Source organism: Bacillus cereus (assembly GCF_002561295.1).
Lineage (GTDB): Bacteria > Bacillota > Bacilli > Bacillales > Bacillaceae_G > Bacillus_A > Bacillus_A cereus_S.
This window is the reverse complement of sequence record NZ_NTUG01000033.1, coordinates 36,515-63,086: the sequence shown is the minus strand read 5'-3', so window position 1 is coordinate 63,086 and position 26,572 is coordinate 36,515. Positions and strand designations below refer to the sequence as shown.

Below are 26,572 nucleotides of genomic sequence, written 5' to 3'. Positions count from 1 at the left end.
ACAAAGGGTACAGATTAGAAGTCTTATCTCTTTTTTTATGTTTAAAATTGATGTTTTTTTGCCATCGGTTCAATCCATTTATTTAATATCCAACTTAATACTGTCCATACTTTTTGTTGTTTATGTGGCAAATGAGCATTATATATATAGCTGTATTCAATCTGCTGTTTTGCACCACGATTTCGTTTGAACTCTCCAGCCCCAGCACTACAATGACAAATTAAATTTTTTTCAATAGAATCCATTGTAATAAGGAGGGAAAGAATGCGATATAAGCCTTGTTGTTGATCAGAGTTTGTATCATAGCCCAGTATAGGAGTTGTCATAACGCCATCTCTAATAAAATAAGCAATGACACCATCAATCGTGCCCTCTTTTTTAATAACTTTCATTTCTAATAAATGATGCTGAAGCGCATTCCATAAATAAGCTGGTGTAAACATTGGATTATGATCGGAATATTTCTCAATGTATAGTTGATTGTATAACTCGGAAATCTGTAAAATATCCTCTTTTGTTAATTGTTCATTCGTCATTACTTCATAATTACTTTTCTGTAATAATCTTTTATCATTCAATAAGTCCTTTCGTTCTTTTCGATTCATTTCTTTATAGTGTTTTGGATCAAATAAGTATACGGAACGAGACATAATTTTATTGTAACCTACTGTAGATAATGCTTGTGTAATTGCAGGATATAATTCGCTATTTAAAGAACGAAATAAAATCGTATGCTCTGGAAATTTTTCAATAAGTAAATTCGTAATCCGTTCGATTTGTTGTTGGTGTATAGAATGATAAAGATTTGTTGACAGCATCCAATTATTTACTACAATTACTTTATTAATATTTGTTCGTCGTAGCCAGCTTCCGATAAGATGAATCGGGTAGGTTAGTAACTTCTCTAACCACGGTTTCTTTAATTCCCATAACTCTTCTAGTGCATAGGATATGTAATGTGTATAGGGAGAACATACATACGAGTTTTCAAACTCTTTGTTATTCACAGTAACTGGCAAGATAAGGTCATCAATTTCTAATAGAAATAGCTGCGTGTTAATATTTTCAATAAATGCTGTAATACCATTTTGTAAGAGCGGAAGGAAGCTATCTCTTACATATGTTCCCTCTCGTTTTGTCGTCCAGTCGATGTTGTGCAGGGAATGAATATCATGTAACGTAATCATACATTTTCACCGTGCTTTATAAGGCTTTCTATTCTTTTTAATTTTTTATCATATAATTCAATATCATAATGTGAAAAGAAAAAATGTGGCACAACACATTTTTTAGTAGACCATAGTCTATGTAGTTCCTGTATTAAGCTAGATTTACATGATTTGAAATGTTCAGGTAGTATTTTAAGTTTAATTTCAATTTTGTCTGTGCTGTGCTGAATCACTTTAAATTCTTGAATTTCATTAGATGTAAACATAATTGCTCTTCGAATGAAATCAGGAAAAATAGATATTTCGCTTTTATCCAATTCACTTATCCCGATAAATATATCATCGCATCGACCATCAATTCGTTCTAATGCTAAGAAGGGTGAACCGCAGGCGCACGTTGTTTTTTTCTCAATTAATATGTCATTGAGACGGTAGCGAATTATAGGCTGTGTCTTCCTCGTGAAATCAGTAATAATGGGAACGAATATCCCTCTGTCTTGATCTAAGTATTCCTTTTCAATATGAACAAGGTCTTCATTGATATGTAATGTACCATGTGTACATGTTGTAGCAAGAAAGCCTTCTGTACATTGATAAACTTGGTGTACTGTCTGTTGGAAAATTGTACTGATAAACTCCCTATCAATATCTTCAAGTACTTCTGCTACAGAGATAATTTTTTTAGGACAAATCATAATAAGTCCTTCTTGTTGCCAATGGGCGATTTTTCGCAACATAGAAGGAGGTGCAATTAAAATAGATGGATTTACTTCATTTAATCGAGCGATATGTTGATGAAACGAATCTAGTAAATCAAAAAAATGAAAAGCGATTCGTTTATTTTTTGTCGCTTCATATAAATTACTGTTCGCTCGTAGGAAAAAAGCGATTGTATGTTTATGTAGAATGCTAGAAGGAAGGACTTTACCGATAATAGAACCAGCCCACATCGTTTGTTCTTCCTCAGAAACGAGAAAAACGCCGCGATTTCCACTAGTGCCTGATGATAGCCCGACAGTTATATTACGAATAGTTGGCGAGAAATTGCGGGTCTTTTCAGCTTCAAATGCTACATGAAAGGCTTCCTTTTTTGAAATAGAAGCTGTATTTAATGTATCAAAGTTCTCCATCATTACTTCTTTATTAATGATAGGGAGTGAGGCCAAATCCCCGTTTTCGATTTCTTTTAAAAAGGGTGTATATAATTGACGGTAGAAAGGCGACTTATCTATAACAAACAGAAGATGTTTTGTTATTTTTTGCTCATGAAATTGTTTTACTTGCTCACGAGTTGAAAATCGTAAGCGGTATTTTGTTTTCAAATATTGCTGGAGAATCCGAAATTTATTCATAGTACACCCCTGCTTTAATTTGATTCCATGTACGTTCGCAATGAGTTGGCAGAATTTCAATTTCCGGTGATATTTGCGATAAATGATGTAACTTTTCAATGTTGTGGCGATAAGATTTTGCATCCCCTGTTAAAAGGCCGACAATCTTATTTGGAAAGACAAGGTTTTCATACGTTTTACTGAGCCACACTGCATCTGCACAAAGAAAAACAATTTTCTCACTATGTAAATGGACGAATAGGCCAAATTGTCCAATTGCATGCCCCGTTAAATCAACCGCGAGTAATGAACCATCCCCAAACACATCATATCCCTCTTCAAATTTTCCGTATGTGGGAGGTAAGCTAAGTGACGGAGTTTGATCGATAAATGTCATCCGTTGTTCCAAATCAATTGGTAATGTATCTTTTAAGCACCCTTTTAATAGAGCCCCAAATTTACTTCTCTTTTTAATATCTTCATAAGCTTTCGAGAAGGTTAATATTTTTGCTTTCGGAAAGTCGGGCAGTCCTGCTGTATGGTCACCGTGAAAATGAGAAAGAATAATATACTTAATCTCTTCCGGCTGAATACCATCAAGAAGTAGTTGTTGTTTAATCGATTGCTCTTCTGTAAAGTGAACAGGAGTAAGTTTAGCATATACAGAGTAAGGAAATTTTCTTGTCGCTTCTATAAAGTGCCGGGCATATCCGGTATCAAATAAAATATAACCTAAACTTGGGTGTTGGAGTAATCCAACTGTAGCTGGAAAACTAATTTGTTTCCAACTCCCTTTGGAATATGCAATTTTTTCAGGATGTGTGCAATACCCTGTCTCATATAGCTTTAAATATTTGATTTTCATTGTGTTTCCCACCATTTCACAAATTTTGTGATACCTTCTTCTATGCTAATATTTGGGATATATCCTAATTCTTTTTGAGCTTTATCAATACTTAAAGTCTGGCTTTTTGAAAGTACACTAACAGTATATTTTGTGAGAATCGGTTCTTTTCCAAGTAAAATAGTTTTTGAAATCCCCTCTAGTATCGCAGCAATTGTAAAAGCGGCTTTATAGGAAATTTTTTTATATTGAACCTCTTTATCAAGGCGCTTCATTACATTTTCAATGACTTCATATAAGTTTATCCGTTCCCCGTTTGTTATGTTGTATTTTTGGCCTAATGTATGTTTAGGTGAATGCATACAGAGAAGGAGGGCATCTACAACATTTTCGACATATGTAATATCGACGAGTACATCTTCTGTCCCGATTCTTGGTAGGGCACCTTTTTCACATACTTTAATAAGGCGTGGAAGAATAGCGTTATCTCCTGGGCCAAATAAAGCACGTGGACGTATCGTGATAACGGGTAAACCATGATTGAACGCTTGATCAGTGGCTTGTTCCGCCATATATTTTGTTTTTGCATAATGGTTTACAAATGTATCAGGAAGTTTCGCGTTTTCGACTACATCTTGTCGTTCATCATAATAGAAATAAATACTCGGTGTCGATACATGAATAAGGCGTTTTATACCAGACTTTTGACTTCCTTCAATAATATGCTTTGTTCCTAACACATTTGCATTGTAAAAATCTTTATATTTACCCCAAGGAGAAGAAAGAGCGCCGCTATGAAAGATATAATCTTTATCTTTACAAACTTGCAGAACGCCATGTCTATCTTCAAGAGGACAATGTACAAATTCAATTCCATTTTGTTCTAATAATTTGCCGATTGCTTTATTTCTCCCAGTTGCTGTTACTTCATAGCCCATACTCGCTAAGCGAAAAGCAAGTTTTTGTCCTAGAAAACCAGTTCCACCAGTGACTAGCATTTTCATAATCTTTCACCGTCCCATGATATGTCATATGTCGTTTGTTCCAAAATCGTTCGGCCATGTTTACGGCTTTCAAGCCATAACTTGTACATACTATAAAACTGATAAAAAAATGGTTTCTTATCAGAGCGACTATAAATAATATCTGGATAGGAACATAGAACTTTCCACCATCGCTTACGTGTTTGTTTGCTTTTTAAGTAAGAAGGTCCATATAAAAGCATTGCTAATCGAATTGCACAGTGGGAATTCTGTGTAGGAATTAGCGTGTAGTTCACTTTTGTCTCAAAAAAAGCTGATAATATTTCCTCATCGAATAAATGTAATCCACTTGTAGTACGTGGATTACATTCAATCGGAATAGCATCCCCATCTTCCGTAACAATAAAATCAAAGGCAATTTGTCCAGAGAAATTGAGCTCTTTTACGATATGTCCGACAAACTCATCAATTTTTGGGGAATTAATATGCTTAAACGCAATAGTAGCGCCTAAACCCGCCGTGAATTCCGTTTTATAGACAGAGTGAGCTAACACTTTTCCAGATTGTACAATACTATAGGAGCAATGTTGCGTTCCTTTTATAAACTCTTGCATAATATAATTTTGCTGGTCTATCGTAATTCCTTTTACCACATCTGCTTTTGTAATAAATGCTACTTTATCAGAAAAACGAGAGAAAATTGGTTTTAGTACAAAAGGAGTAGTGGCTGGTGTTTGATGAATCATTTCCTGCATGGCTTGCTCGTTATTTGTTTTATACGTTGCAGGAACTTGCCAACCTAATTTCATTACGAACTGAATAAATTCCCATTTATTATGGAGTAATGAAAGTTTTTGAAATTCATCTACGAGCACATGACAAAATGGACTTAATTCTTCTTTATGCCTAGATATATAAAATACTTCTTCACAAGTAGGAATAAGTAAATCGACACCATGTTTTTGAATAATGGATTGTAGTGTATAGATACTTTCTTTTGTTTTCCATTTTGGAGAAGGAATTTCATAAAAATAATCCGTACTCGTTGAAGCTTTACTTAATGGGTAAGGAATACTATCTGTCATAATGACGGTATGTCCGCTTTGCTTGAACAGCCTACATAAATGTAATGCTGCTGGTGCGCGTGCCCCTGTAATTAATACGGTTTTCTTAGTACTCAAGAAGAATGCCTCCAATAGAAAGCCCTGCAGAAGTACCAAGTAACAATATTTTATCCCCGCGTTGCACTTTCTTTTGTTTAATTGCTTCGAAAAGGGCGATAGGAATAGATGCAGAAATCATATTCCCATAGTCTTCAAAAATAGTCATAAAGCGATCCTCATCGACACCTAGCTTTTTACGAATTAGTTTCATAGCTGGCCCACTTGCTTGGTGAGGAACAATTAAATTGATATCATCTAACGAATACCCTGTATGCATAAGTAGTTTTTCGATAAAGCCTAACATATATTTAGAGGACAATTTGAAAATAGCTCTGCCATTCATATCGAATAAGAAATCCTCTTTTCGTTCTTCGCTATATTCTCTAGGGTGAATCATCGTTCCGCCGCCGCGAATTTCCGATAGATGCGCACCAGAACTATACGTTTCCATATGAGAAGCTATAATGGAAGAAGTTTGATCACTTTTCGTTATAACAACGGCCGCTGCGCCATCACCGAACAAAATGCTGCTTTCGTTTTGTCCCCAATTTAATCCTACAGAAGAAATTTCAGAAGAAATGATAACCACATTTTTATATCTCCCGCATTCAATTGCGTAAGAAATTGTATCAAGTGCTGTTACGAAACTTAAACATGTTGAATTAATATCAAAACATGGAATACCAGAATGCTGTAGCCCAAGTTGTTCTTGAATAAGTGATGCAGTAGAAGGAATAGCCTGTTGAATTGTGCCACTCCCGCAGATGATGCAATCGATATCAGCCCATGTTAGGTTAGCGTCTGCTACAGCTTTTTTAGCAGCTTCAGCCCCCATATAAGAAGATGTTTCATCATCGACAAAATATCTCGTTTTCACCCCAGCTTTTTTTAAAGTCCAGCCTTCTGGAGCACCTAACATACGGTCTATTTCAAAAGAATCTACTTTTCGTTTTGGAATATATACACCAATACCTTTTATTTTAATATATCTTTTCATCTCATATCGCCTCTTGATCTTTTTATAAATTTATAAAATTCTACCATATTATATATATTATTATAGAAAAAATATGGAAAAAAGTATTTTTGGGAAATTTAGTATTTTTATAAAGTGAAACTTTAATCAGTAGGGGCCATCCCCCACCTAACTTCTTTAGANNTTCAAAATCGTAGGCCGCCCTCGCTCTAGGCAGAGAGGCGCTTTTTGCCTCGTCCGAGGGAGCGAAACGGGTGGGGATTTTAGCTGGTAGAGCTGGACATTGCTTTCGCTGAATTTTGAGGTGGGAGTGTTACTGTCCGTTAATGCGGGATAAATTATTTCTATTAAATTTGTGGCGCTGTAAGAAAAGAAATAACTAACTTTATAGTGAGAAATAAATGATTAATGTGGTGGAAAATGTAAAAAAAACAAAAAAATATTAACATGTGATTAATATCTTGTTAACAAATCATCAAAACTAACTTAATAAATAAGTAATATAGTAAAGGTAACAACGTAACTAGGGTAGAGAACATCTGAGAACACCTGCTTACATATAACAATCTATTTATATTTCTTACATTTACTCTAGTTTATAAGGGTTAAGCGAGAAGAAGGTTGTTCTATGTAGGTTGGTGTTTTAAATTTGTCTACATGCATATTAGAAATACGTAAAAAGCTGAGGGGAATCAGTATTTCAGGAACCCTACCTTTATAAAGTCACTAGTAGAGAAGGTGTTTTTTCTTATTATTGCAGGAAGTTTCATTCAAACGTAAGAAGAGGCGAAGATTGTAGGTAAAGCAGATTTCAATAAGTCGTTGTGAGGTATGGTTACAAGAACACAAAAGGAGTGCAAATTGATGATTGAATTAAGAGATGTGTCAAAAGTTTATAAAAATTCAAAGGAAATAGCAGTTGAAAATGTGTCGGTACAGATTCAAAAAGGTGAATTTTTTGTTCTAGTTGGTCCTTCTGGGTGTGGGAAAAGTACATTATTGCGAATGATTGCAGGTTTAGAAGAAATTACTTCTGGGGTGCTACGTATTAACGAAAATGTTGCAAATGATTTAGAACCGAAAAATCGAAATCTATCAATGGTATTTCAAAATTATGCTTTATATCCATATTTGACGGTAGAAGAAAATATTTTATTTGGGTTAAAAATACGGAAAGTCCCAAAAGAAGAACGGCAAAAACGATTAGTAGAGGCAGTAGAAATGGTAGGACTTACGGAATATATAAAATCAAAACCAGGTCAATTATCAGGTGGACAAAGGCAACGTGTTGCACTTGCGCGAGCGATCGTCAGTCAAGCGCCAATTTGCTTAATGGATGAACCCCTTTCTAACTTGGATGCAAAATTGCGTGCACAAATGCGCATTGAAATTAGAGAGATTCAGCAGCGATTAGGTATTACGATGATTTATGTGACCCATGATCAAATTGAAGCAATGACGATGGGAGATCGCATTATGGTGTTAAACAAAGGGAGTATACAACAAGTAGGCACACCGCTGGATATATATAACCATCCTGCAAATGAATTTGTCGCTAGCTTTATCGGTTCACCATCCATGAATATTGGTGAGGGAATCATGGATAAAGAAATGGGGTGCTTACATGTTGATGGATTACAAATTCCGCTGTCTTCAGGGCAATTACAACAGTTTTCAGAACCAAAAGTACGTTTAGGAATCCGTCCCGAGCACATTGTATTAGCTGAAGATGGTCAAGAAGTTACACTCCAATTGGTAGAAGTATTAGGAAATGAAACAATTTTAAATTTTGTAGTAAATGAAAAAACATGGAGTGCAAAAGTAATTGGACAACTTATTTTGAAAAAAGGTGATACAGTCAAATTGCAATTTCCAGTACAGAAAATATGTTTCTTTCATAACGATACGAATGAAAGGATTCGATTGGTTGCGGATGAAGAGTTGAAGGCGGTGGCGAGATAATGATTGGGGTAGAAAATTTACCTGTTCAAACAGAAGTTTCGAGAAAAAAATCGTTATGGAGCCGCACGAAAGATTTGCGCACAGGCTTATTATTTTTAGCACCTTCCATCATATTATTTACAGTTTTTTTGTTCTATCCATTATTCCGTACTATTTATTATAGTTTTTATTTGACAGACGTTCATGGTGAGGCAAACCTTTTCGTAGGACTTGAAAACTATCAATATTTATTGTCTGATCCAGCCTTCTACAAAAGTATAAAATCTACTTTACTCTTTGTATTATATACAGTCCCAACTAGTATTTTATTTGCGTTATTTCTCGCATTAATTGCAAACGAAAAAATAAAAGGAATAGGGTTGTTTCGAGTTTTATTTTCTTCAACAATGGGGATTTCAGTAGCAGCTAGCGCAGTAATTTGGCTATTTCTATTCCACCCGAGTGTTGGTTTATTCAATAATATACTCAGTTCGATGAATCTTCCTGCAATTGCATGGTTAACAAGCCCGGAATGGGCATTATTTTCTGTATCAGTTACAACGGTTTGGGTAAATACAGGTTTTGCGTTTTTAGTTATATTAGGTGGTTTGCAAAATATTGATACGGCTTTATACGAGAGTGCATCTATTGACGGTGCTAGCTATTTACATAAACTGCGGCGCGTTACATTACCAATGCTATCGCCTACATTGTTTTTTATTATAACAGTTACCTTAATTAGTGCGTTTCAAAGCTTTGGGCAGATCGATATTTTAACGCACGGTGGACCGAACGATGCAACAAACTTAATTGTGTACTCTATCTATAAAGAAGCTTTTGCGAATCATCAATTTGGTACAGCGAGTGCACAGGCAATGGTATTATTTATTTTCATTTTCATTGCCACACTACTTCAATTTAAGTTTGCAGAGAGAAAGGTGCATTATAAATGATTGCTAAAAGGTGGAAACAACATACTCTTTTATATACGCTGCTTATTATTAGTGCAGTGATGGTCTTTTTTCCAGTTCTATACGCATTTTTGCTAGGATTTATGACGCCAGAAGATATTCAAATGAGAAGGGTGTTCCCGACACAATTTACATTCGATAATTTTGTACATATTTTTCAGAAAGTACCGCTGTTTTCTTATTTATACAATAGTTTTATCGTTTCAACAGCAGTGATGATTGGACAACTTGTTGTATCAAGCTTAGCGGCTTATGCATTTGTATTTTTAAATTTTAAAGGACGAAATTTTATTTTCTTTCTGTTTATTTCAACGATGCTTATCCCATGGGAAGCAACGATGGTACCGAACTTTTTAACGGTACAACAATTTGGATGGATTAATACATTTACTGGAATGACGGTCCCCTTTTTTGCAACTGCCTTTGGTATTTTTTTATTACGTCAGCATTTTATGACACTTCCAAATGAGTTAAAGGAAGCTGCCTTTATTGAGGGAATTGGCCATGTGAAGTTTTTATTCCGTGTAGTTGTTCCTTATTGTAAAACAAGCTTTATTACGCTTGGCGTATATAGTTTTTTAACAACATGGAATATGTATTTATGGCCTCTTCTAGTTACGAATGATGAGAAAATTAGAACCGTACAAATTGGGGTGAAACAACTTCAATCTCAGGAAGTTGCGACGGATTGGGGCAGCGTAATGGCTGGAGTTACAGTTATTGTTATTCCGACTTTAATTTTATTATTTTTAGGTCAGAAGCAGCTGCAACAAGGTTTAACAAAAGGGGCAATTAAATAAACATATATATGAAAAGGTGGGAGTAAGATGAGATTCTTGAAAAGAAGTGCTGTTATTATAATGGCTGCGACAATGGCTTTATCGACTGCGGCGTGTTCAAGTAGTAAAACAGAGGGGAAATCTGAAGCGAAGGAAAAGGTAGCTCCTGTAGAAAAGAATGGGGATAAAACAGTCATTCGCTTTTGGCACGCAATGGGTGGAAAAACGCAAGGTGTGCTAGATGGAATTGTGTCAGACTATAATAAGTCACAAAATAAATATGAGGTAAAAGCTGAATTTCAAGGTTCTTATGAAGAATCTTTAACGAAGTTTAAAAATATTACTGCTTCAAAGGAATCGCCAGCTCTCGTTCAATCTAGCGAAATTACAACGAAATATATGATTGATAGTAAAAAGATTACACCAATTGATAGCTGGATTAAAAAAGATAAATATGATACATCAAAATTAGAAAAAGCGATTACGAATTATTATTCAATTGATGGGAAAATGTATTCCATGCCATTTAATTCATCTACACCGGTATTAATCTATAATAAAGATGCCTTTATAAAAGCGGGACTCGATCCAGAAAAAGCACCGAAAACATATGCTGAGTTAACAGAAGCAGCAAAAAAATTAACTGTTAAAGAAGGCGAAAGCGTAAAACAGTACGGTTTTTCAATGTTAAATTACGGATGGTTCTTTGAAGAGCTCTTAGCAACACAAGGTGGTTTATATGTTGATAAGGAAAATGGACGTAAAGATGCGGCAACAAAAGCTGTATTTAATGGAAAAGAAGGACAGAAAGTATTTGGTTTATTAGATGAACTGAATAAAGCTGGTACATTAGGAAAGTATGGGGCAAGTTGGGATGATGTCCGCGCCGCATTTCAATCCGGACAGGTTGCGATGTATTTAGATTCTTCAGCAGGTGTTCGTAATGTAATTGATTCATCTAAATTTAATGTGGGAGTGGCATATATCCCATATCCAGAAGATGTGAAACAAAGCGGAGTTGTTATAGGTGGTGCATCACTATGGATGACGAATATGGTCGCAGAAGAAACACAAAAAGGTGCTTGGGACTTTATGAAATACTTAACAAAAGCAGATGTACAAGCAAAATGGCATACAGAAACAGGTTACTTCTCTATTAATCCGGATGCATATAATGAACCTTTAGTAAAACAACAATATGAAAAATATCCACAGTTAAAAGTAACAGTAGAACAGTTACAAGCAACAAAACCATCTGTTGCAACACAAGGTGCACTGATTAGTGTTTTTCCTGAATCCCGCGATGCGGTTGTAAAAGCGCTGGAAGCAATGTATGACGGAAAAAGTAGTAAAGAAGCACTAGATGAAGCAGCAAAAACAACGGATCGGGCAATTAGTATTTCAAACCGTACAAGTCAAAAATAAAAGAAAGCCGTATCTGTAAAAAGATACGGCTTTCTTATTAGGAGGATAAGGGATCAAAAGAATGATGAAACCTTACCTCTTTTTATGTGGGTATATAATTTGTAAAATCATTACCGCGATTCATTATTGATTCAACTCCATTGCAACTTGCTTTCCATTTACAAAAACCTCTGCCACTGCTACAACTACTTCCATCACTTTTTTCATCTCTCCTTGTTTGTTGTTTCATTTCTTACTTTTAGTATAAGGGAGAGAGGGAGTTGCAACTATCGAAGTAGATGACATGAGAATTACATTGTTGTAAGAAAAAAAGGTGGGTAGAAAATTTTGTGAGAGAATGAATGCAGGTAGATGCCCTTATTTTGTGAAATTGTTGTATTCCTAAAAAAGAATAAGTAAGATAGATTTCGCGTGTAGTAAAGAAGAAATAAGGGAGACAATAAAGGGATGAGAAAAAGAAAAAAATTGTTAAGTTTATGGAAGACGATTACATTGCTAGTGTGTACTGTTATTTTACTTTCTTTATTTGTAACAGATATTTTAATTAGTCATAATGTCGAGCGCACTACTGAAGAAAGCCAAGCTGAAAAAGCAAAAACAATTGCGCGTATTGTAGCGAACTCACCACTTGTCATAGATGCCTTAGCAGGAAGAAATGATATATCTGAAATTCAAATGTATACAAATCGATTGTTAAAAAATACAGATGTGCAATTTATTGTAGTGATGGATATGAATGGCATAAGAAAATCTCATCCCAACCCCGAGAACATTGGGCATCACTTTGTTGGAGGAGATGAAGGACCAGCATTAAAAGGAAAAGAACATGTTTCAATGGCAAAAGGAACATTGGGAATCTCTATGCGCGTGTTTGTACCTGTTTTTTCTGAAACGAGAGAACAAATGGGAGTTGTAGCTGTCGGTATTTCAGCTGACAATGTGTATGAGAGGGTAAAAGAGAGTAGACACATTATTTATATTGGCATCGGTGTTGGAATCTTAGTTGGAATTATAGGTGCTATTTTATTAGCTAGACATATTAAGAAAATATTATTTGATCTTGAACCTAGCGAGATCGCAAAAATTTTAGAAGAACGGAATACGATGTTACAATCTGTTAAAGAAGGGATTATTGCTGTTGATAAAGATGCGAGAGTTACTTTAATTAATAACGAAGCGAAACGGTTATTTAAGAAAAGTGGTCTCGAAGAAGATTTTATTGGTAAAGATGTTGAGAAGTATATGCCTAACTCATGTATAAAAGAAGTGTTACAAACGGGGAAAGCCCAATTGTATGAGGAACAAAATCTTTATGGAATTACCATTGTTACCAACCGGGTTCCTTTATATGTTAAAGGAGAAATTGTTGGTGCGATCGCAACATTTCGTGATAAAACAGAGATTAGGAAATTAGCAGAACAATTAACAGATATTCGACTTTATGCAGAAGCGCTTCGGGCACAATCTCATGAGTTTATGAATAAGATGCATGTTGTATTAGGCCTTACGCATATGAAGCATTATGAACAATTAGAGCTATACATTAGTAATATGGTCTCGGAACATCAATATGAAATTGGTGGTGTGATGCGAAAAATAAAAAATCCTGTATTTGCAGGGTTTATGCTTGGTAAACTTAGTTACGCAAGGGAAAAGAATGTACAACTTATTGTAAGTGAAAATTCTTATTTACCAGAGCCATATGACGAAAGTATTATTCATGAACTCATTACAATTGTAGGGAATTTAATCGACAATGCATTAGATGCTGTGATGAATTGTGAATATAAGCGGGTGGATATTTCGATTCAATATCAGGATAAATTGACTATCACAGTTAAAGATACAGGAGTTGGAATCCAAAAAGAAGAAATTGATAAAGTATTTGTCAAAGGCTATTCCACAAAAGGAGAGAATCGAGGGTATGGCTTATACCTTATAAGTGATAGTTTAAAACGAATAAATGGGAACGTGCACGTTGAGTCATTGTTAGGGAAGGGAACAACCATAGCCATTGAAATACCATACAAAAGTAGGGATGAGATAGGAATATGATCAAAGTTTTAATTGTAGAAGATGACCCGATGGTAGCGATGTTAAATAAGCATTATTTAGAGCTAGTAGGAGGGTTTGAACTTGTTCATATAGCAAATTCTGCGGGCGAAGCAGTAGAGATATTAAAGGAATCGTCTATAGATTTCATATTACTTGATATCTTTATGCCTGGTGATACAGGGTTTGACTTGTTAATGCATATTCGGAATCAAGAAAAAGAAATTGATGTTATCATGATTTCAGCTGTGCATGATATGGGGAGTATAAAAAAGGCATTGCAATATGGAGTGGTTGATTATTTAATTAAACCATTTACATTTGAACGGTTTAAGGAAGCATTAACGGCATATCGCGAGAAATTTATGTTCATGAAAGAACAACAAAATATTAGCCAATCTGAATTAGATACGTTGATTTTACAAAAAGAAAAAGTAGAAACTCATATAAATAAAGAACTGCCAAAAGGGCTTACAAAGCAAACATTACAGTTGATTTGGAAGCAAATAGAATCACTTCATGGACAAGTATTTACAACAGATGAAATGGCCCAATTAGTTGGAATTTCAAGAGTTTCTATTCGAAAGTATGTCATGTTTTTAACTGAAATTGGAGTTTTAGAAAATGAAATGGTTTATCAACATGTGGGGAGACCGGTAAGTAAATTACGATGTATCGATCAAAATAAAATACGTTTTTATGTATAAGCGGCTTATGTAAGCCGCTTATACTTTTTTTAATTACAAAATCAGTTACAAAACTTACAAAAACTATTTTTACTATTGAAAACGTTTTAATATTGTAAACAAGAATATAAGGGGGTGCCTATATGGGGATTCGAAATAATGTGGAAGCGGTATCAATTGCGGAAACAGCAGAGTTGGAACAAAAATCTTTTGTTTCAAAAATCATGAATATTAAAATTGGTGTTATACCTTTACCGTTATATATTGTATTAGCAGCTATTATTTATGGAGCATCTGTATATAACAAATTACCAGCTGATATGATTGGCGGATTTGCGGTCATTATGATTATGGGGATTTTCTTAGGTGATATTGGGATGCGGATCCCAATTTTAAAAAATATTGGTGGACCAGCAATTCTCTCATTATTTATTCCATCATTATTAGTATTTTTTAATTGGATGAATCCGGCTTCAATGGAAGCTGCTACTGCATTAATGAAAAAATCGAACTTTTTATATCTATATATTTCTTGTTTAGTAGTCGGAAGTGTTTTAGGAATGAACCGTAAAGTGTTAGTACAAGGGTTTGTTCGCATGTTTATCCCGTTAGTTGTAGGGACATTAGCATCAGTAGTAGTCGGCTTGTTAGTTGGTTCATTATTTGGATTTGAAATGAAGCAAACATTCTTCTTTATCATTGTACCAATTGTGAGCGGTGGTATCGGAGAAGGGATTTTACCACTCTCTTTAGCCTACAGTGACATTCTAAATGAATCTTCTGCGACATTTGTATCACAGCTCATTCCAGCAGCTATTATTGGGAATATGTTTGCGATTGTAAGCGCAGGATATATGAAACGTCTAGGTGAAAAAAGACCAGAGCTTAGTGGTAATGGCGTATTAGTAAAAACAGATAATCAAGCAGAGTTATTAAAAGAACAAAATACAGAAAAACCAATTGATTTCTCATTAATGGGAGCAGGTTTATTAATTGCATGTACATTCTTTATCTTTGGCGGATTTGCTTCTAAATTTATTGGTATTCCAGGAGCAATTATTATGATCTTCTCAGCGGCAATCGTGAAGTACTTTAAACTAATGCCGGCAAAAATGGAGCAAGGTGCATATCACTTATATAAATTTATTTCGACAAACTTAACATGGCCATTAATGGTTGGTTTAGGATTGCTATATATTCCATTAAAAGATGTAGCAGCTGTTCTTTCAGTTGGATATGTTGTTGTATGCGCGTCAGTGGTACTTACAATGATAGCGACTGGTTTTCTTGTTGGAAAAGTCATGAAAATGTACCCAGTTGAATCTGCGATTGTAACAGGATGCCATAGCGGATTAGGTGGAACTGGAGACGTTGCGATTTTATCAGCTTCAAACCGAATGGAATTAATGCCATTCGCACAAATTTCCACGCGTTTGGGCGGTGCCGCAATGGTCGTAATAGCAACAATTTTATTGAAAATGGTTTCTTAAATTACTTACTATCAAACAAGCTAGCTATATAAAGATGTAGCTAGCTTGTTAAATTAAAGGGAGATTGTAACTATGTTAGAAAGTCAAATTAATGAGCGTTCATTATTACTTCATAAAGAATTGGTAGGGAAAATTGAAATTACAAGTAAGGTAGAAGTTAATTCAGCAGATGATTTAAGTTTGACATATACACCGGGAGTAGCTGAGTCTTGTAAAGCGATTGCAGCAGATGAAGAAACAGCTTATGACTATACAGCACGTGGTAATATGGTTGCAGTTGTTTCGGATGGAACAGCAGTACTTGGATTAGGTGATATTGGACCAAAAGCAGCTATGCCTGTTATGGAAGGGAAAAGTATTTTATTTAAAAAGTTTGCGAATGTAGATGCATTTCCGCTTTGTCTTGGAACGACTGATGTAGATGAAATCGTAACCATTGTTAAAAATTTAGAACCTACATTTGCAGGTATTAATTTAGAAGATATTGCTGCGCCGCGCTGTTTTGAAATCGAAAAGCGCTTAAAAGAAGAAACAAATATTCCAGTGTTCCATGATGATCAGCACGGAACAGCAATTGTTGTTTTAGCTGCAGTTATTAATGCTTTAAAAGTTGTAAACAAGCAGATGGATGAAGTGAAGATTGTCATTAATGGTGCTGGTTCAGCTGGGATTGCGATTGGCAAATTGTTATTAAATGCAGGTGCACAGCATATGACGTTAGTAAGTTTAGAAGGTATTGTTTGTGAGGGAGAATCATGGATGAACCCTGCACAAATTGAGATTGCGAAAGAAACAAATCGTGAATTTGTACGTGGAACATTAAAAGAAGCGATTGACAGTGCAGACATTTTTATCGGTGTATCTGCTCCTAACGTATTAACAAAAGAACTTGTGCAGACTATGAATGAAAAACCAATTGTGTTTGCAATGGCGAATCCAATTCCAGAAATATTCCCAGAAGATGCACTAGAGGCTGGAGCAGCTGTTGTTGGAACAGGACGTTCTGATTTTCAAAATCAAGTGAACAATGTATTAGCATTTCCAGGTATATTCCGTGGTGCACTAGATGTACGTGCAACGGATGTTACAGAAGAAATGAAGTTAGCGGCAGCATATGGGATCGCTAACATCATTACGGATGAGGAACGGAATGAGAACTATGTCATTCCCAATCCGCTAGATAAAAGAGTTGTTCCAAGTGTTGCTGCTGCAGTAGCAAAAGCGGCAATCGAGTCAGGAGTCGCACAGATTACAAAAATGCCAAGTTATAAATAATAAAAAGTAGTGCCCTTTTAAGAAAAAGGGCACTACTTTTTTAGTGAGATAAGAGATCAAAACAATAAAGAAATCGTACCTCTGCTTATGGTTTTATATAATTAGTAACAAATATTTCGCTTTGCATTATTGATTCAACTCCATTGCAACTTGCTTTCCATTTACAAAAACCTCTGCCACTGCTACAACTACTTCTATCACTTTTTTCATCTCTCATCTCTCCTCGTTTGTTGTTTCATTTCTTACTTTTAGTATAAGGGAGAGAGGGAGTTGCAACTATCGAAGTAGATGACATGAGAATTACATTGTTGTAAGAAAGAAGTTAAGCTTTGTCACTTTCCTCTACATGAATAACAATTTGTTCATAATATTTCTCATCAATATAGATATTTAAGACCCATAATCCAGGAGAAGGTAGTGACATAAGGAAAGGGAGTTCTTTTATATTTGAATGGATGGGAGTAGAAACGGTCCAAGTTTGTTCAGAAGTTTCATCTTGAAAGAGTACGGGAGTAGGTGTTGTAGAGCCTTGTTTTAAAGCAATAATAGATAATTTTCCAGAGGGCATTTGTGGATCGAGGAAGAACCACATTTGTTTATTTTTCTCACCAGCAATGAAAGTGCTATCTGCGATTGCAACTTTTCCTTCAATGCCTTTTAACGGTATCTTCCCTTCTACAAAGGAAGGACTTTCTTGCCAGTACACATCTTTTAAGACGCTAAGGTGAAAAAAGGGGGGAGCATTATTTTTGGGGATAAAAGCTTCGGTTGTTTCTTTTATCGGTGCCTTTGGTTCTTGATCTAGTGCAGTACAGCCAGTGATGATACAGGAGAAAAGTAGCGCAGTTCCAATTTTTTTCATCTTGCCACACTCCTATTTTTCATTGTTAGTGTAATTGTATTTGCTAGAAGACGAGACAATTCCTTTTCATTCATAAAAAGAGGTCATAAGTGTAGTATGACCTCTTTTGATATGTTGCATTATATTTGTTCAGTTGTGAATGAAGGCTCTGCTTCTTTTTCTGGCATTGTTAAGAAAATAACGGCGATGACGATACATACACCGCCTAGTAATTGGTATGCCCCAAAAGATTCTTTTAGCCAAGCGATAGAAACAACAGCAGCTACAAGCGGTTCAATACTAGATAAAATACTTGTCTCGGTTGCTGATAAATATTTTAGACTACCGATGTAAAGAAGAAAAGAAAGTGTCCCACTTATAATAATTAAAATCAGCATAGAGAATGTTGGAATTGTAAATGTTTGTGAAAGATGTTTCCATTCAAAAGAGCGGTTGTAGATAAATAGTGCAATACCTCCAATTAACATACCCCAGCCAATAATAAGAGTCGTCCCCCATTGTTTAATAAGGGAAGCTGGATGAAGTGTGTAAAAGGCAAACCCAATTGCTGTTAAGAGACCGAATAAAATAGCTTCCTTCGATAAAACAATATTTTGGACAGATCCATTTGTAATGATAAAGTAGGTACCTGTCAGGGCAGCGACAATTGCTAATACTTGCATAGTGGAAGGAAGTTTTTTATATTGTATTGCAACATAAACAGTAATGAGAACTGGTCCTAAAAATTGAAATAGGGTAGCGGTAACAGCGTTACTAATATGCACTGTTTCGATAAAAGCATACTGTGCGCCAAGCATTCCAAGGATAGAGAAAATAATCAGTTGTAAAAGGTGGCGTGGTTGTTGCCAAATACGAAATATATTTTGTTTTTTCACAAGTAGGAAACATAAAATGAAGACCCCGGCAAGCAATAGACGAATGACTAAAAAGTCGATAGATGATACTTTTGTATGTTGAAAAAGCCACTGAATCATCGGCCCTGATAATCCCCATAAAGTAGCTCCTGTAATAATCATAATGAGGCCAAGTCGTCTGTTATTATTCATCATCATGATGCTCCTTTCTAAGATTGATTTTTTTAAAATTACATGATAAAAGGAATTATATATAACTACTGGTACTTTAAAAAGTATCAATAACGAAACTTATAAAGGGGTCAGATTTCATGTTAGAATTAACACCAAATTTGAATATGGAGGAAAAAATCCCACTGTATGTACAGTTATACGAGTATATAAAAGCAGAAATAAGAAGTGGGAAAATCCCTCCTTTGACGAAGCTCCCAGCAAAAAGAAAGTTAGCGACATATTTAGAAGTGAGTAAAAACACAGTGGAATCGGCATATGAACAGCTTCTCGCAGAGGGATATATTGAATCAGTGTCGCGCACAGGTTATTTTGTATGTGAAATCGAACAAATGATACATACAGTGAAGGAAAGAGAAGTCGTGAAAGAAGTATTGTATAAGGAACAGAAATATAAATATGATTTCACTCAAACAGGTGTAGATGCAAATGCATTTCCATTCTCTATATATCGCAAGATTTCAAACGAGGTATGGCAACTAGAAAATAAGGATTTATTATTTCTTGGTCATCCTCAAGGTGAATTGAGTTTACGCGAGGAAATTGCGAAATATTTATATGAATCAAGAGGTGTGAGATGTTCAGCGAGCCAAATTGTAATCGGAGCTGGGACACAGTTTTTAATAAGAATGTTGTTTCAGTTGCTAAAAGGAAGTCATTTTGCAGTTGAAAATCCAGGATATCACCGGAAATTGGTTGTCTTTGAGAAAGGGGAAGAAAATGTTCAGATGCTCTCGCTTGATAAGGACGGGATTTGTATTACAGAGCTAGAAGATAGTCATGCAAATGTTGTGTTCGTTACCCCATCTCATCAATTTCCTTGTGGAATGATTATGCCCATTAAAAGAAGGATGCAACTCCTGCAATGGGCACAAGGGGAGAATGGACGTTATATTATTGAAGATGATTATGATAGTGAGTTCCGTTACTCTGGAAAGCCGATTCCTGCATTGCAGGGACTTGATACAGAAGGAAATGTAATTTACATGGGGACACTTTCAAAAGCATTGCTTCCATCATTACGTATGAGCTATATGGTCTTGCCAAAACAGCTAATTGAGTTGTATCAAACGCAATATTTATTTTATGCACAAAGTGTTTCGAGAATTGATCAAGAAATTATTAGAAGGTTTTTAAACGAGGGACATTGGGAAAAGCATATTTATAAGATGCGAGTTGTATATCGGAAAAAGAGAGATGCTCTTGTCTCAGCGATAGAAAGGTACTTTTCTAATAAGGCGGAGGTAATTGGAGAAGATTCTGGCTTACATATTTTACTAAAAGTTCACAATGGAATGTTAGAAGAAGCATTAATAAAGAGGGCAGCTGAAAACGGTATAAAAGTATATCCGGTTTCTACGTATTATAAAGAAGGGACTATTTCAAAAAATACAGTTTTACTTGGGTTTGCCATTTTATCTGAGGAAGAGATTGAAGAAGCGGTTCAATTGTTGCATCATGCATGGTTTTAGAAGTAGTATGTTGCGTAACGAGCAGATTTTTAACATGTAATTTGTCGAACGGTTGATATATTAGCAGAATCGCCGATAAAGCTGTACTTATCGATGCTCCGTATAATGTTCTTATCATTATTCTTTTTATACAAAAAGAAAAACATCCTCATGCATGTGAGGATGTTTTTCTTATTTTTCTTCATCTAAGAATAAAACCATATGCTCTTCATCCCAGTACTGACCGTTATATTTTAAAGAACGCTCTTGTACACCGAATGTTTTAAATCCTAATGATTCGTACAGTTTTTTTGCACCATCATTTCCGACTACAACATCAAGCATAACTTGTTCGACTTCTAATGTTTTTGCAAGTTCAATACATTCTTTAATAAGAGATTTTCCTGCTCCAAGTCCACGTGCTTTTGGCGATACATATACCGAACCAATCTTTGCCTTATGTTCTTGTTTTACGTATGGTTTCGTTTCCAATGTTGCAACACCGATTAATGTACCATCTTTAAATGCACCGAGTGTATAATTTTCATCTTGTGCTAACTTTTGTGCTTTATATTCAATCGGACATTCTTTATTAATAATATCTTCATAAGAAGAACTAAAAGCTTCAGGATTTTGTTTTAAACCTTCTACACGAAGTTCTAAGTAAATTTCTGCCTCTTGTTTTGTTAATACATGGATTTCCAATCGTATCACCCTCCGAATCTTTCACAGTTGTATTTACATTTTATATTGAAATAAGAATAATTTCAAAAGGTCAGCTCGTATTATGAGTATTTTAGTGCGATTCTTAAAAAATTATGGATAAATAGTAGCTATTAACATAATATCACCAGCAGTTTGAAGTGGAGCCACTACTGGTGATATAACATACTTACTATTCGATTGGCATTGTCATTATAAAGGTAGTTCCAATTCCAAGTTCGCTTTTTAATTGAATAGAGCCGCTATGTAACTCAACAATTTCTTTTACAACGGCTAAACCGATTCCTTTACCACCCGTAGCTCGTGTTCTTGATTTATCAACTCGATAAAAACGATCAAAAATATGGGGGATATCTTCTTGCGGAATCCCTTCTCCTTCATCTTGCACACTTATAGAAAAAGTATCCCCATTTTGCGATGCTTGTACAGTAATAACTGATTGTTCATACGAATGCTGATAGGCGTTGTGTAATAAGTTTAACATTACTTGTTCCATCCGGCGTTCATCCATACAAACATCTGGATTATATTCACAGCTGAATTTAATTTTTATTTGTTTTTTAGCAAATGTAGTTTTTGTTTTTTCAATCATTCGTTCTAGAAACGGCAAGAGTGCCACTTTTTGTTTTTTTATAATAAATTGATGTTGTTCTAACTGTACAAGATCAAATAAATCTTGTACGAGTTCTGTTACACTATCGGTTTCATCTTCAATAATTTGTAAGTATTCTTCGCGCTCCTCGTTAGATAAAGAATCTCGTTTCGCAACTTTCGCATAGCCTTTCATATAGGTGAGTGGCGTGAGGAGCTCATGAGCAACACTTGCAAGAAATTCATTTCGTTCCTTTTTCATATAGGTTAATTCGCTTGATAATTCTTCGATAGTTTTTGCTAAGCTACCTAGTTCATCATTTCGTGTAATCCCTAATTTAATTGGTTTATTTAACTTTAACATTTTTTCTGTTGCTCGCTTCATTTTAATAAGTGGATCAGTAATGACACGAGAAAAGATAAATACAGAAATGGTTGTTAAAAGGATGGTTAATATACCGATAATAATAAATTGGTGTGTTAAACGAAGGATCATTTTCTCTAAGAAGGCTGTATCTAAAAACATATGTACATATCCAATAACTTGCTTGTGAACGATAATTGGAGTTGCTGTTGAAATAAACTTCGATGTTTTCCAGTTTTTCTCAACTATCGTTCCACCTGTTGCAATAGATTGTATTTTGCAGTCAAGCTGCTTTTTCATTTCTTTTGTTACGGGATCGGAGGCAGAAAGAATTTGTCCGTTCGTATCTGTTATAACTAATTGTGTATCTGAATCAGAGTGTGATTCCATTGCTGCAGCATGTTCAAGAGCTCGGGAGTTATAGCGTCTAGCAATAAAATTACTATAGCGCTTGCCTTTTTCTAAAAGGGCTGTTTTTTCTTCCTCGATACGCATGTTTGAGAGGCTTGCATGAAAAGATAAAAAGGCAATTGCTTCAATACATAGAGCAAGTATTAAAAAGTATGTACCGATTTTGAAAGAAAGTTTATTCATTTTTTACCACACCTTTATTTTACATTAACGGTCAGCGGAAGAAATCGTATGACTGACCAAATAGAATTTGGTTAAATCTGCTAAGTAAGAGGAAAGGGAACTTTACTTAGCAGATTTTTCCTTATTCACTTTTCCACTTATATCCCACTTTATAAATAGTCTCTAAGTATTTTTCAACAGGAAAGTCTTTTTTACGTAATTTATCGCGGATATTGCGAATATGTGAGTCGACAGTGCGGTATTCAATATCTGTTTGATACCCCCATATTTTTTCAATTAAATCATCCCGGCTATATGCTCGGTTCGTATTTTGTAAAAACAGTCCAAGTAATGAAAATTCGATAGGGGTAAGTGGAATTTTTTCATTATAAACAGTAACAGTATGTTTTGTTTTATCCCACTCAATGCCATTAAAGGTGATAAAACCATCCTTTTTTGTTCTGCGTAATACAGCTTCAATTCGCGCAATGAGTACTTGTTCGTCAAAAGGTTTTGTAATATAGTCATCGGCTCCCATTGTCAATCCCTTTACCATATCGTAGTTTTGATTACGAGCTGTTAACATTATAATGGGAACATTACAGAGTTGGCGGATTTGATAACATGTATCCCATCCATCCATATTCGGCATCATGACATCTAACAAAATAATATCAAAGTTTTTTTGCTGAATGAGTTCAAGCGCTTCAATGCCAGAAGTCGCTTTCATACAAAAATAGCCACGAGGGCTTAAAAATAGATCTAACAATCGTAACATACGTTCTTCATCGTCAACTAATAAGATTTTAATCATCGTCTTGTGCACCTCAAACATTAATTCTACTTTGTATAGTTTACATGAAAATGATAAAAAACACTGTTTATGTGATTGAATTGTAGTGCATTTTTGTTACTATAGCAATTGACATAAAAAATGCACTACTTTTGCACAACTCTTTTTTATAATAAAAGGCGTAGCGACACAAAATACCCTATGTTGCGACATAACGTCATGTCATTTTATTTATAAAATGACAATTCCATTCTATTGTGTATGTGAGATAGTGAGAAATTTCGTATTCACCTCGCATCGGATAAGGAAAATTTCCTATCTCACACTTTTTTTAAAAAGGAGACTATACACGTGAATAAAAAAGAAGAAAGTTTAAAAAATGAAAAGCAAGAGCGCAACGCGGTTGTAATGTGCATTGCAGTATCTATGCTAATTATTGTGACATGTACGAATAAATTTCTCGGAATTCTATAATAGATGTAAAAGCTCGTTGTTTCATTTTAAGAAACAACGAGCTTTTTTTATTTGTATAGGAAGGAATTGAGAGATTATAGAAGTTTTAGACAATAAACCAAGGAAGAATTGCGAGTCCTGAAGTGACAAGTATTGTGCCGCAAAGTAAAAAAATAAGATGTTTGTGTTGTTTCATATTTGTTATTCCTCCAATTATTGGTTTTATTCTATTATTTCGAATCGCTTATTTTATTGTGATTTTGTACTTTTAGTATAGTGAAGAGTAGAGAAGAGAGCTATTCAATTAGATGACATGAATATTACATTGTTGTAAGAAAAAAGTACCTTTATATCAAAAGGTACTTTTGTGAAAATCTATAATTAATTATTTAAAAATAAAACCATATGTTCCTCATCCCAATATTGTCCATTATGCTTTAAGGCGCGCTCTTGTACACCATATGTCTGAAAGCCGAGTGAATCATACAGTTTTTTTGCAGCTACATTCCCGACAACAACATCAAGCATGAGTTGTTCTACATGTAATTTATGAGCATTTTCAATAATGGCTTTTATTAACGCACGTCCAGCTCCAAGACCACGAGCTTTCGGAGAGACATAAACAGAGCCAATTTTTGCTTTATGTTCTTGTTTAATAAAAGGTTTTGTTTCTAAAGTAGCAAGTCCGATCAAATCGTTATCTTTAAAGACACCAAGGGTATATTTATCAGGGTTAGATAGCCGTTTTGCCATTGCAGCAACAGGATCCTCATGTTTTATTACATCTTCATATGAAGAGCTAAAGGCTTCTGGATTTTGTGTTAATCCTTCCATACAAACTTTTAAATAAATTTTTGCATCTTCTTTTGTTAATAAACGAATTTCCATATCGGTAACCTCCTTGGTTTATCTCACTCTATAGGAAAATGGGTACGCGGCTTTAGCATGTAAAGCAGGCAGAATCCGTAAGAGTATGATGATTATATGAATAGAACCTATAAACATATTTTTTACGTACTCGTTCTTAATTTGTAAAAGAATAAGTAGATATATGCGAGAAAAACAAGGGACTTCTTTTGTTTTTTAACTCGCTTTATGTAATGAAATTATATATTAACTTTATTAACTATTCAACAAATAAATATATTACATTTTTATAACTAAAAAATGATCCCTTTACTAGGAATCATTTTTTTCTGCTATATATCCTTCAATTCGTTCTGGGTGAGTATAAATATTACAAGAATCATTACGAATAAATCCGACTACTGTAATACCTAAATCATGAGCAAGTTGCAAAGCTAATTTTGTTGGAGCTGATTTAGAAAGAACGATTTCGCAACCAATTTTAGAAACTTTAAGTAAAATTTCAGATGAGATTCGGCCACTAAATGCAATAATTTTTCCTTCGATGGAGATATTGTTACGTAAACAATGACCATATATTTTATCTAATGCATTATGTCGACCGATATCCATTCTTGATAGGAGAATGTTATTTCGATCGCAAAGAGCAGTATTATGAACTCCTCCCGTTTGACGAAATGTAGTGGAAGAGCGTTGTAAAGTATTCATTAAATGAAAGCACTCTTCTGGAGTAACTGTTACATGTACATCATGTAAAGCTTTTGCTTTTGCGGCATCATTTACAAAGACAAAACCTTGTCTACTTTTGCCACAACAAGAAGTAACGTATCGCTTGTTATATAGTGTTTGATAGAGCGGATTAATCTGTGATGTTTTTACATGGACAACCCCTTTGTCTTGCTGTATCCATAATTCATCAATGCCTTTGTAAGAATCGATAATTCCTTCAGAAATTAAAAAACCTATTACCATATCTTCAATATAATTTGGAGTACATACAACTGTTACATATTCCTCTCCATTTAATTTAATTGTTACAGGATATTCTGTGACAATTTCATCTTCTTGTTCAAGAAATGCTCCAGCTTGATAACGTACCATTTTACATGTTTCTTGGACAGGTCGCATCATATTTTCCCCTTCATATGTATTTTTCTTACTATTTATCATAAAACATAAAAAAAAGAAAAGCATCTGTTATCTACGTAAATCCATTTTGGTTGTTCAACGTATAAGTTGTTATCATGAGGAATAAAGATGGAACCGACTTGTTTTCTTCGGCATAGGGAGACCGCCTCTATGCATGGCTGGATACTCTCTCTCTTAAAAACAAGGGGTTTATATCGTTTTTTCAGCTTATATAAACTGAAATCTCCATCACCACTCGGACTTTTACGGGATAAATCGATTTCGACTGTTCAACATATAAGTCACTGCTACGAAGATAAAAGAGGACCTGCACTCGTTTTCTCTCTTTGTTTTACTTGGCATGGGGCAGGAAAAGGAACTGACCGCTTTTATGCATGGCCGGATGCTCTCTCCCACCTAAAAGGAAGGGTTTTATACTTGTCTTTCAGTTTCTATATATTATTTGGTTATTATTGTATATGTGAGATATAATAGAGTAGTAGAATAGTGTCATTTTTTATACCTTATAGCATCAAGAATCGACTTCTAAGATAGGGTTTCAACAGAGCGTTTCAAAAAATGTACAGCAATATAGTT

The 26,572-nt window shown here is 34.8% G+C and carries 23 protein-coding genes; 10 read left to right on the top strand and 13 right to left on the bottom strand.

What is annotated here, in order from left to right:
• Positions 1-41 precede the first annotated feature (41 nt).
• The 6 genes from CN373_RS18220 to CN373_RS18195 are packed head-to-tail and all read right to left on the bottom strand — an operon-like array spanning position 42 to position 6,487.
• Positions 42-1,187, bottom strand: a complete 1,146-nt coding sequence (locus CN373_RS18220; protein WP_000631286.1) for a hypothetical protein — start codon at positions 1,185-1,187, stop codon at positions 42-44.
• Positions 1,184-2,521 carry a F390 synthetase-related protein gene (locus tag CN373_RS18215; protein WP_001032091.1) on the bottom strand — a complete coding sequence of 446 codons (1,338 nt, stop codon included), beginning with the start codon at positions 2,519-2,521 and terminating at the stop codon, positions 1,184-1,186. The genes CN373_RS18220 and CN373_RS18215 overlap by 4 nt, the downstream gene beginning before the upstream one ends.
• Positions 2,514-3,365: an MBL fold metallo-hydrolase gene (locus CN373_RS18210; protein ID WP_000696037.1), complete on the bottom strand. Its 852-nt coding sequence runs from the start codon at positions 3,363-3,365 to the stop codon at positions 2,514-2,516. The genes CN373_RS18215 and CN373_RS18210 overlap by 8 nt, the downstream gene beginning before the upstream one ends.
• Entirely contained in the window at positions 3,362-4,348 is a 987-nt protein-coding gene (locus CN373_RS18205; protein ID WP_000783216.1) for an NAD-dependent epimerase/dehydratase family protein, read from the bottom strand. Before CN373_RS18205 ends, CN373_RS18210 begins: the two co-directional genes overlap by 4 nt.
• Positions 4,345-5,508, bottom strand: coding sequence for an ATP-grasp domain-containing protein (locus tag CN373_RS18200; protein WP_000104888.1), 1,164 nt, complete (start codon positions 5,506-5,508; stop codon positions 4,345-4,347). The genes CN373_RS18205 and CN373_RS18200 overlap by 4 nt, the downstream gene beginning before the upstream one ends.
• A complete protein-coding gene (locus tag CN373_RS18195; RefSeq protein ID WP_000833172.1) occupies positions 5,498-6,487 on the bottom strand; it encodes a beta-ketoacyl-ACP synthase III in 990 nt (329 codons plus the stop codon). Before CN373_RS18195 ends, CN373_RS18200 begins: the two co-directional genes overlap by 11 nt.
• A gap of 843 nt (positions 6,488-7,330) precedes the next feature.
• Between CN373_RS18195 and CN373_RS18190 the strand changes: the two genes are divergently transcribed.
• The 8 genes from CN373_RS18190 to CN373_RS18155 all read left to right on the top strand — a co-directional run bounded on the left by CN373_RS18190 (position 7,331) and on the right by CN373_RS18155 (position 17,085).
• A complete protein-coding gene (locus tag CN373_RS18190) occupies positions 7,331-8,428 on the top strand; it encodes an ABC transporter ATP-binding protein (protein WP_000571623.1) in 1,098 nt (365 codons plus the stop codon).
• Positions 8,428-9,360, top strand: a complete 933-nt coding sequence (locus CN373_RS18185; RefSeq protein WP_000580568.1) for a carbohydrate ABC transporter permease — start codon at positions 8,428-8,430, stop codon at positions 9,358-9,360. Before CN373_RS18190 ends, CN373_RS18185 begins: the two co-directional genes overlap by 1 nt.
• Positions 9,357-10,178 (top strand): carbohydrate ABC transporter permease, encoded by an 822-nt coding sequence (locus CN373_RS18180; protein ID WP_000560793.1) that lies wholly within the window; start codon positions 9,357-9,359, stop codon positions 10,176-10,178. Before CN373_RS18185 ends, CN373_RS18180 begins: the two co-directional genes overlap by 4 nt.
• Before the next feature lie 27 nt (positions 10,179-10,205).
• Entirely contained in the window at positions 10,206-11,582 is a 1,377-nt protein-coding gene (locus CN373_RS18175; protein WP_001211497.1) for an ABC transporter substrate-binding protein, read from the top strand.
• Positions 11,583-12,029: 447 nt separating this feature from the next.
• Positions 12,030-13,637: a sensor histidine kinase gene (locus CN373_RS18170; RefSeq protein ID WP_098359847.1), complete on the top strand. Its 1,608-nt coding sequence runs from the start codon at positions 12,030-12,032 to the stop codon at positions 13,635-13,637.
• Positions 13,634-14,341, top strand: a complete 708-nt coding sequence (locus tag CN373_RS18165) for a response regulator (protein WP_098359846.1) — start codon at positions 13,634-13,636, stop codon at positions 14,339-14,341. The genes CN373_RS18170 and CN373_RS18165 overlap by 4 nt, the downstream gene beginning before the upstream one ends.
• A gap of 122 nt (positions 14,342-14,463) precedes the next feature.
• The gene (locus CN373_RS18160) at positions 14,464-15,810 is read left to right on the top strand and encodes a 2-hydroxycarboxylate transporter family protein (RefSeq protein WP_000512878.1); all 1,347 of its coding nucleotides are present in this window, start codon (positions 14,464-14,466) and stop codon (positions 15,808-15,810) included.
• A gap of 72 nt (positions 15,811-15,882) precedes the next feature.
• Positions 15,883-17,085: an NAD(P)-dependent malic enzyme gene (locus CN373_RS18155; RefSeq protein ID WP_000894157.1), complete on the top strand. Its 1,203-nt coding sequence runs from the start codon at positions 15,883-15,885 to the stop codon at positions 17,083-17,085.
• A 322-nt stretch (positions 17,086-17,407) separates the two neighbouring features.
• Here CN373_RS18155 and CN373_RS18150 read toward each other — a convergent pair whose 3' ends face one another.
• Both CN373_RS18150 and CN373_RS18145 read right to left on the bottom strand, forming a co-directional pair.
• On the bottom strand, positions 17,408-17,947 hold the full coding sequence (locus tag CN373_RS18150; protein WP_000719647.1) for a DUF4871 domain-containing protein: 540 nt from the start codon (positions 17,945-17,947) through the stop codon (positions 17,408-17,410).
• A gap of 119 nt (positions 17,948-18,066) precedes the next feature.
• Positions 18,067-18,993 (bottom strand): DMT family transporter, encoded by a 927-nt coding sequence (locus tag CN373_RS18145; RefSeq protein ID WP_033664619.1) that lies wholly within the window; start codon positions 18,991-18,993, stop codon positions 18,067-18,069.
• A 119-nt stretch (positions 18,994-19,112) separates the two neighbouring features.
• Between CN373_RS18145 and CN373_RS18140 the strand changes: the two genes are divergently transcribed.
• Positions 19,113-20,504 (top strand): PLP-dependent aminotransferase family protein, encoded by a 1,392-nt coding sequence (locus CN373_RS18140; RefSeq protein ID WP_000891866.1) that lies wholly within the window; start codon positions 19,113-19,115, stop codon positions 20,502-20,504.
• 171 nt (positions 20,505-20,675) lie between these two features.
• Here the strand turns inward: CN373_RS18140 and CN373_RS18135 are convergent, their stop codons facing one another.
• The 3 genes from CN373_RS18135 to CN373_RS18125 all read right to left on the bottom strand — a co-directional run bounded on the left by CN373_RS18135 (position 20,676) and on the right by CN373_RS18125 (position 23,548).
• The gene (locus tag CN373_RS18135; protein ID WP_000402458.1) at positions 20,676-21,188 is read right to left on the bottom strand and encodes a GNAT family N-acetyltransferase; all 513 of its coding nucleotides are present in this window, start codon (positions 21,186-21,188) and stop codon (positions 20,676-20,678) included.
• 190 nt (positions 21,189-21,378) lie between these two features.
• Positions 21,379-22,755, bottom strand: coding sequence for a HAMP domain-containing sensor histidine kinase (locus CN373_RS18130; protein ID WP_098359845.1), 1,377 nt, complete (start codon positions 22,753-22,755; stop codon positions 21,379-21,381).
• A gap of 121 nt (positions 22,756-22,876) precedes the next feature.
• On the bottom strand, positions 22,877-23,548 hold the full coding sequence (locus CN373_RS18125) for a response regulator transcription factor (protein WP_000590622.1): 672 nt from the start codon (positions 23,546-23,548) through the stop codon (positions 22,877-22,879).
• Positions 23,549-23,878: 330 nt separating this feature from the next.
• On the opposite strand from CN373_RS18125, the gene CN373_RS26040 reads away from it, so the two are divergent.
• Positions 23,879-24,001, top strand: a complete 123-nt coding sequence (locus CN373_RS26040; protein WP_001034316.1) for a hypothetical protein — start codon at positions 23,879-23,881, stop codon at positions 23,999-24,001.
• Between the two features lie 360 nt (positions 24,002-24,361).
• Here the strand turns inward: CN373_RS26040 and CN373_RS18115 are convergent, their stop codons facing one another.
• Together CN373_RS18115 and fdhD are read right to left on the bottom strand one after the other, a co-directional pair.
• Positions 24,362-24,868, bottom strand: a complete 507-nt coding sequence (locus CN373_RS18115; RefSeq protein ID WP_000405866.1) for a GNAT family N-acetyltransferase — start codon at positions 24,866-24,868, stop codon at positions 24,362-24,364.
• Between the two features lie 291 nt (positions 24,869-25,159).
• Positions 25,160-25,975 (bottom strand): formate dehydrogenase accessory sulfurtransferase FdhD, encoded by an 816-nt coding sequence (fdhD, locus tag CN373_RS18110; RefSeq protein WP_001247965.1) that lies wholly within the window; start codon positions 25,973-25,975, stop codon positions 25,160-25,162.
• Positions 25,976-26,572 lie beyond the last annotated feature (597 nt).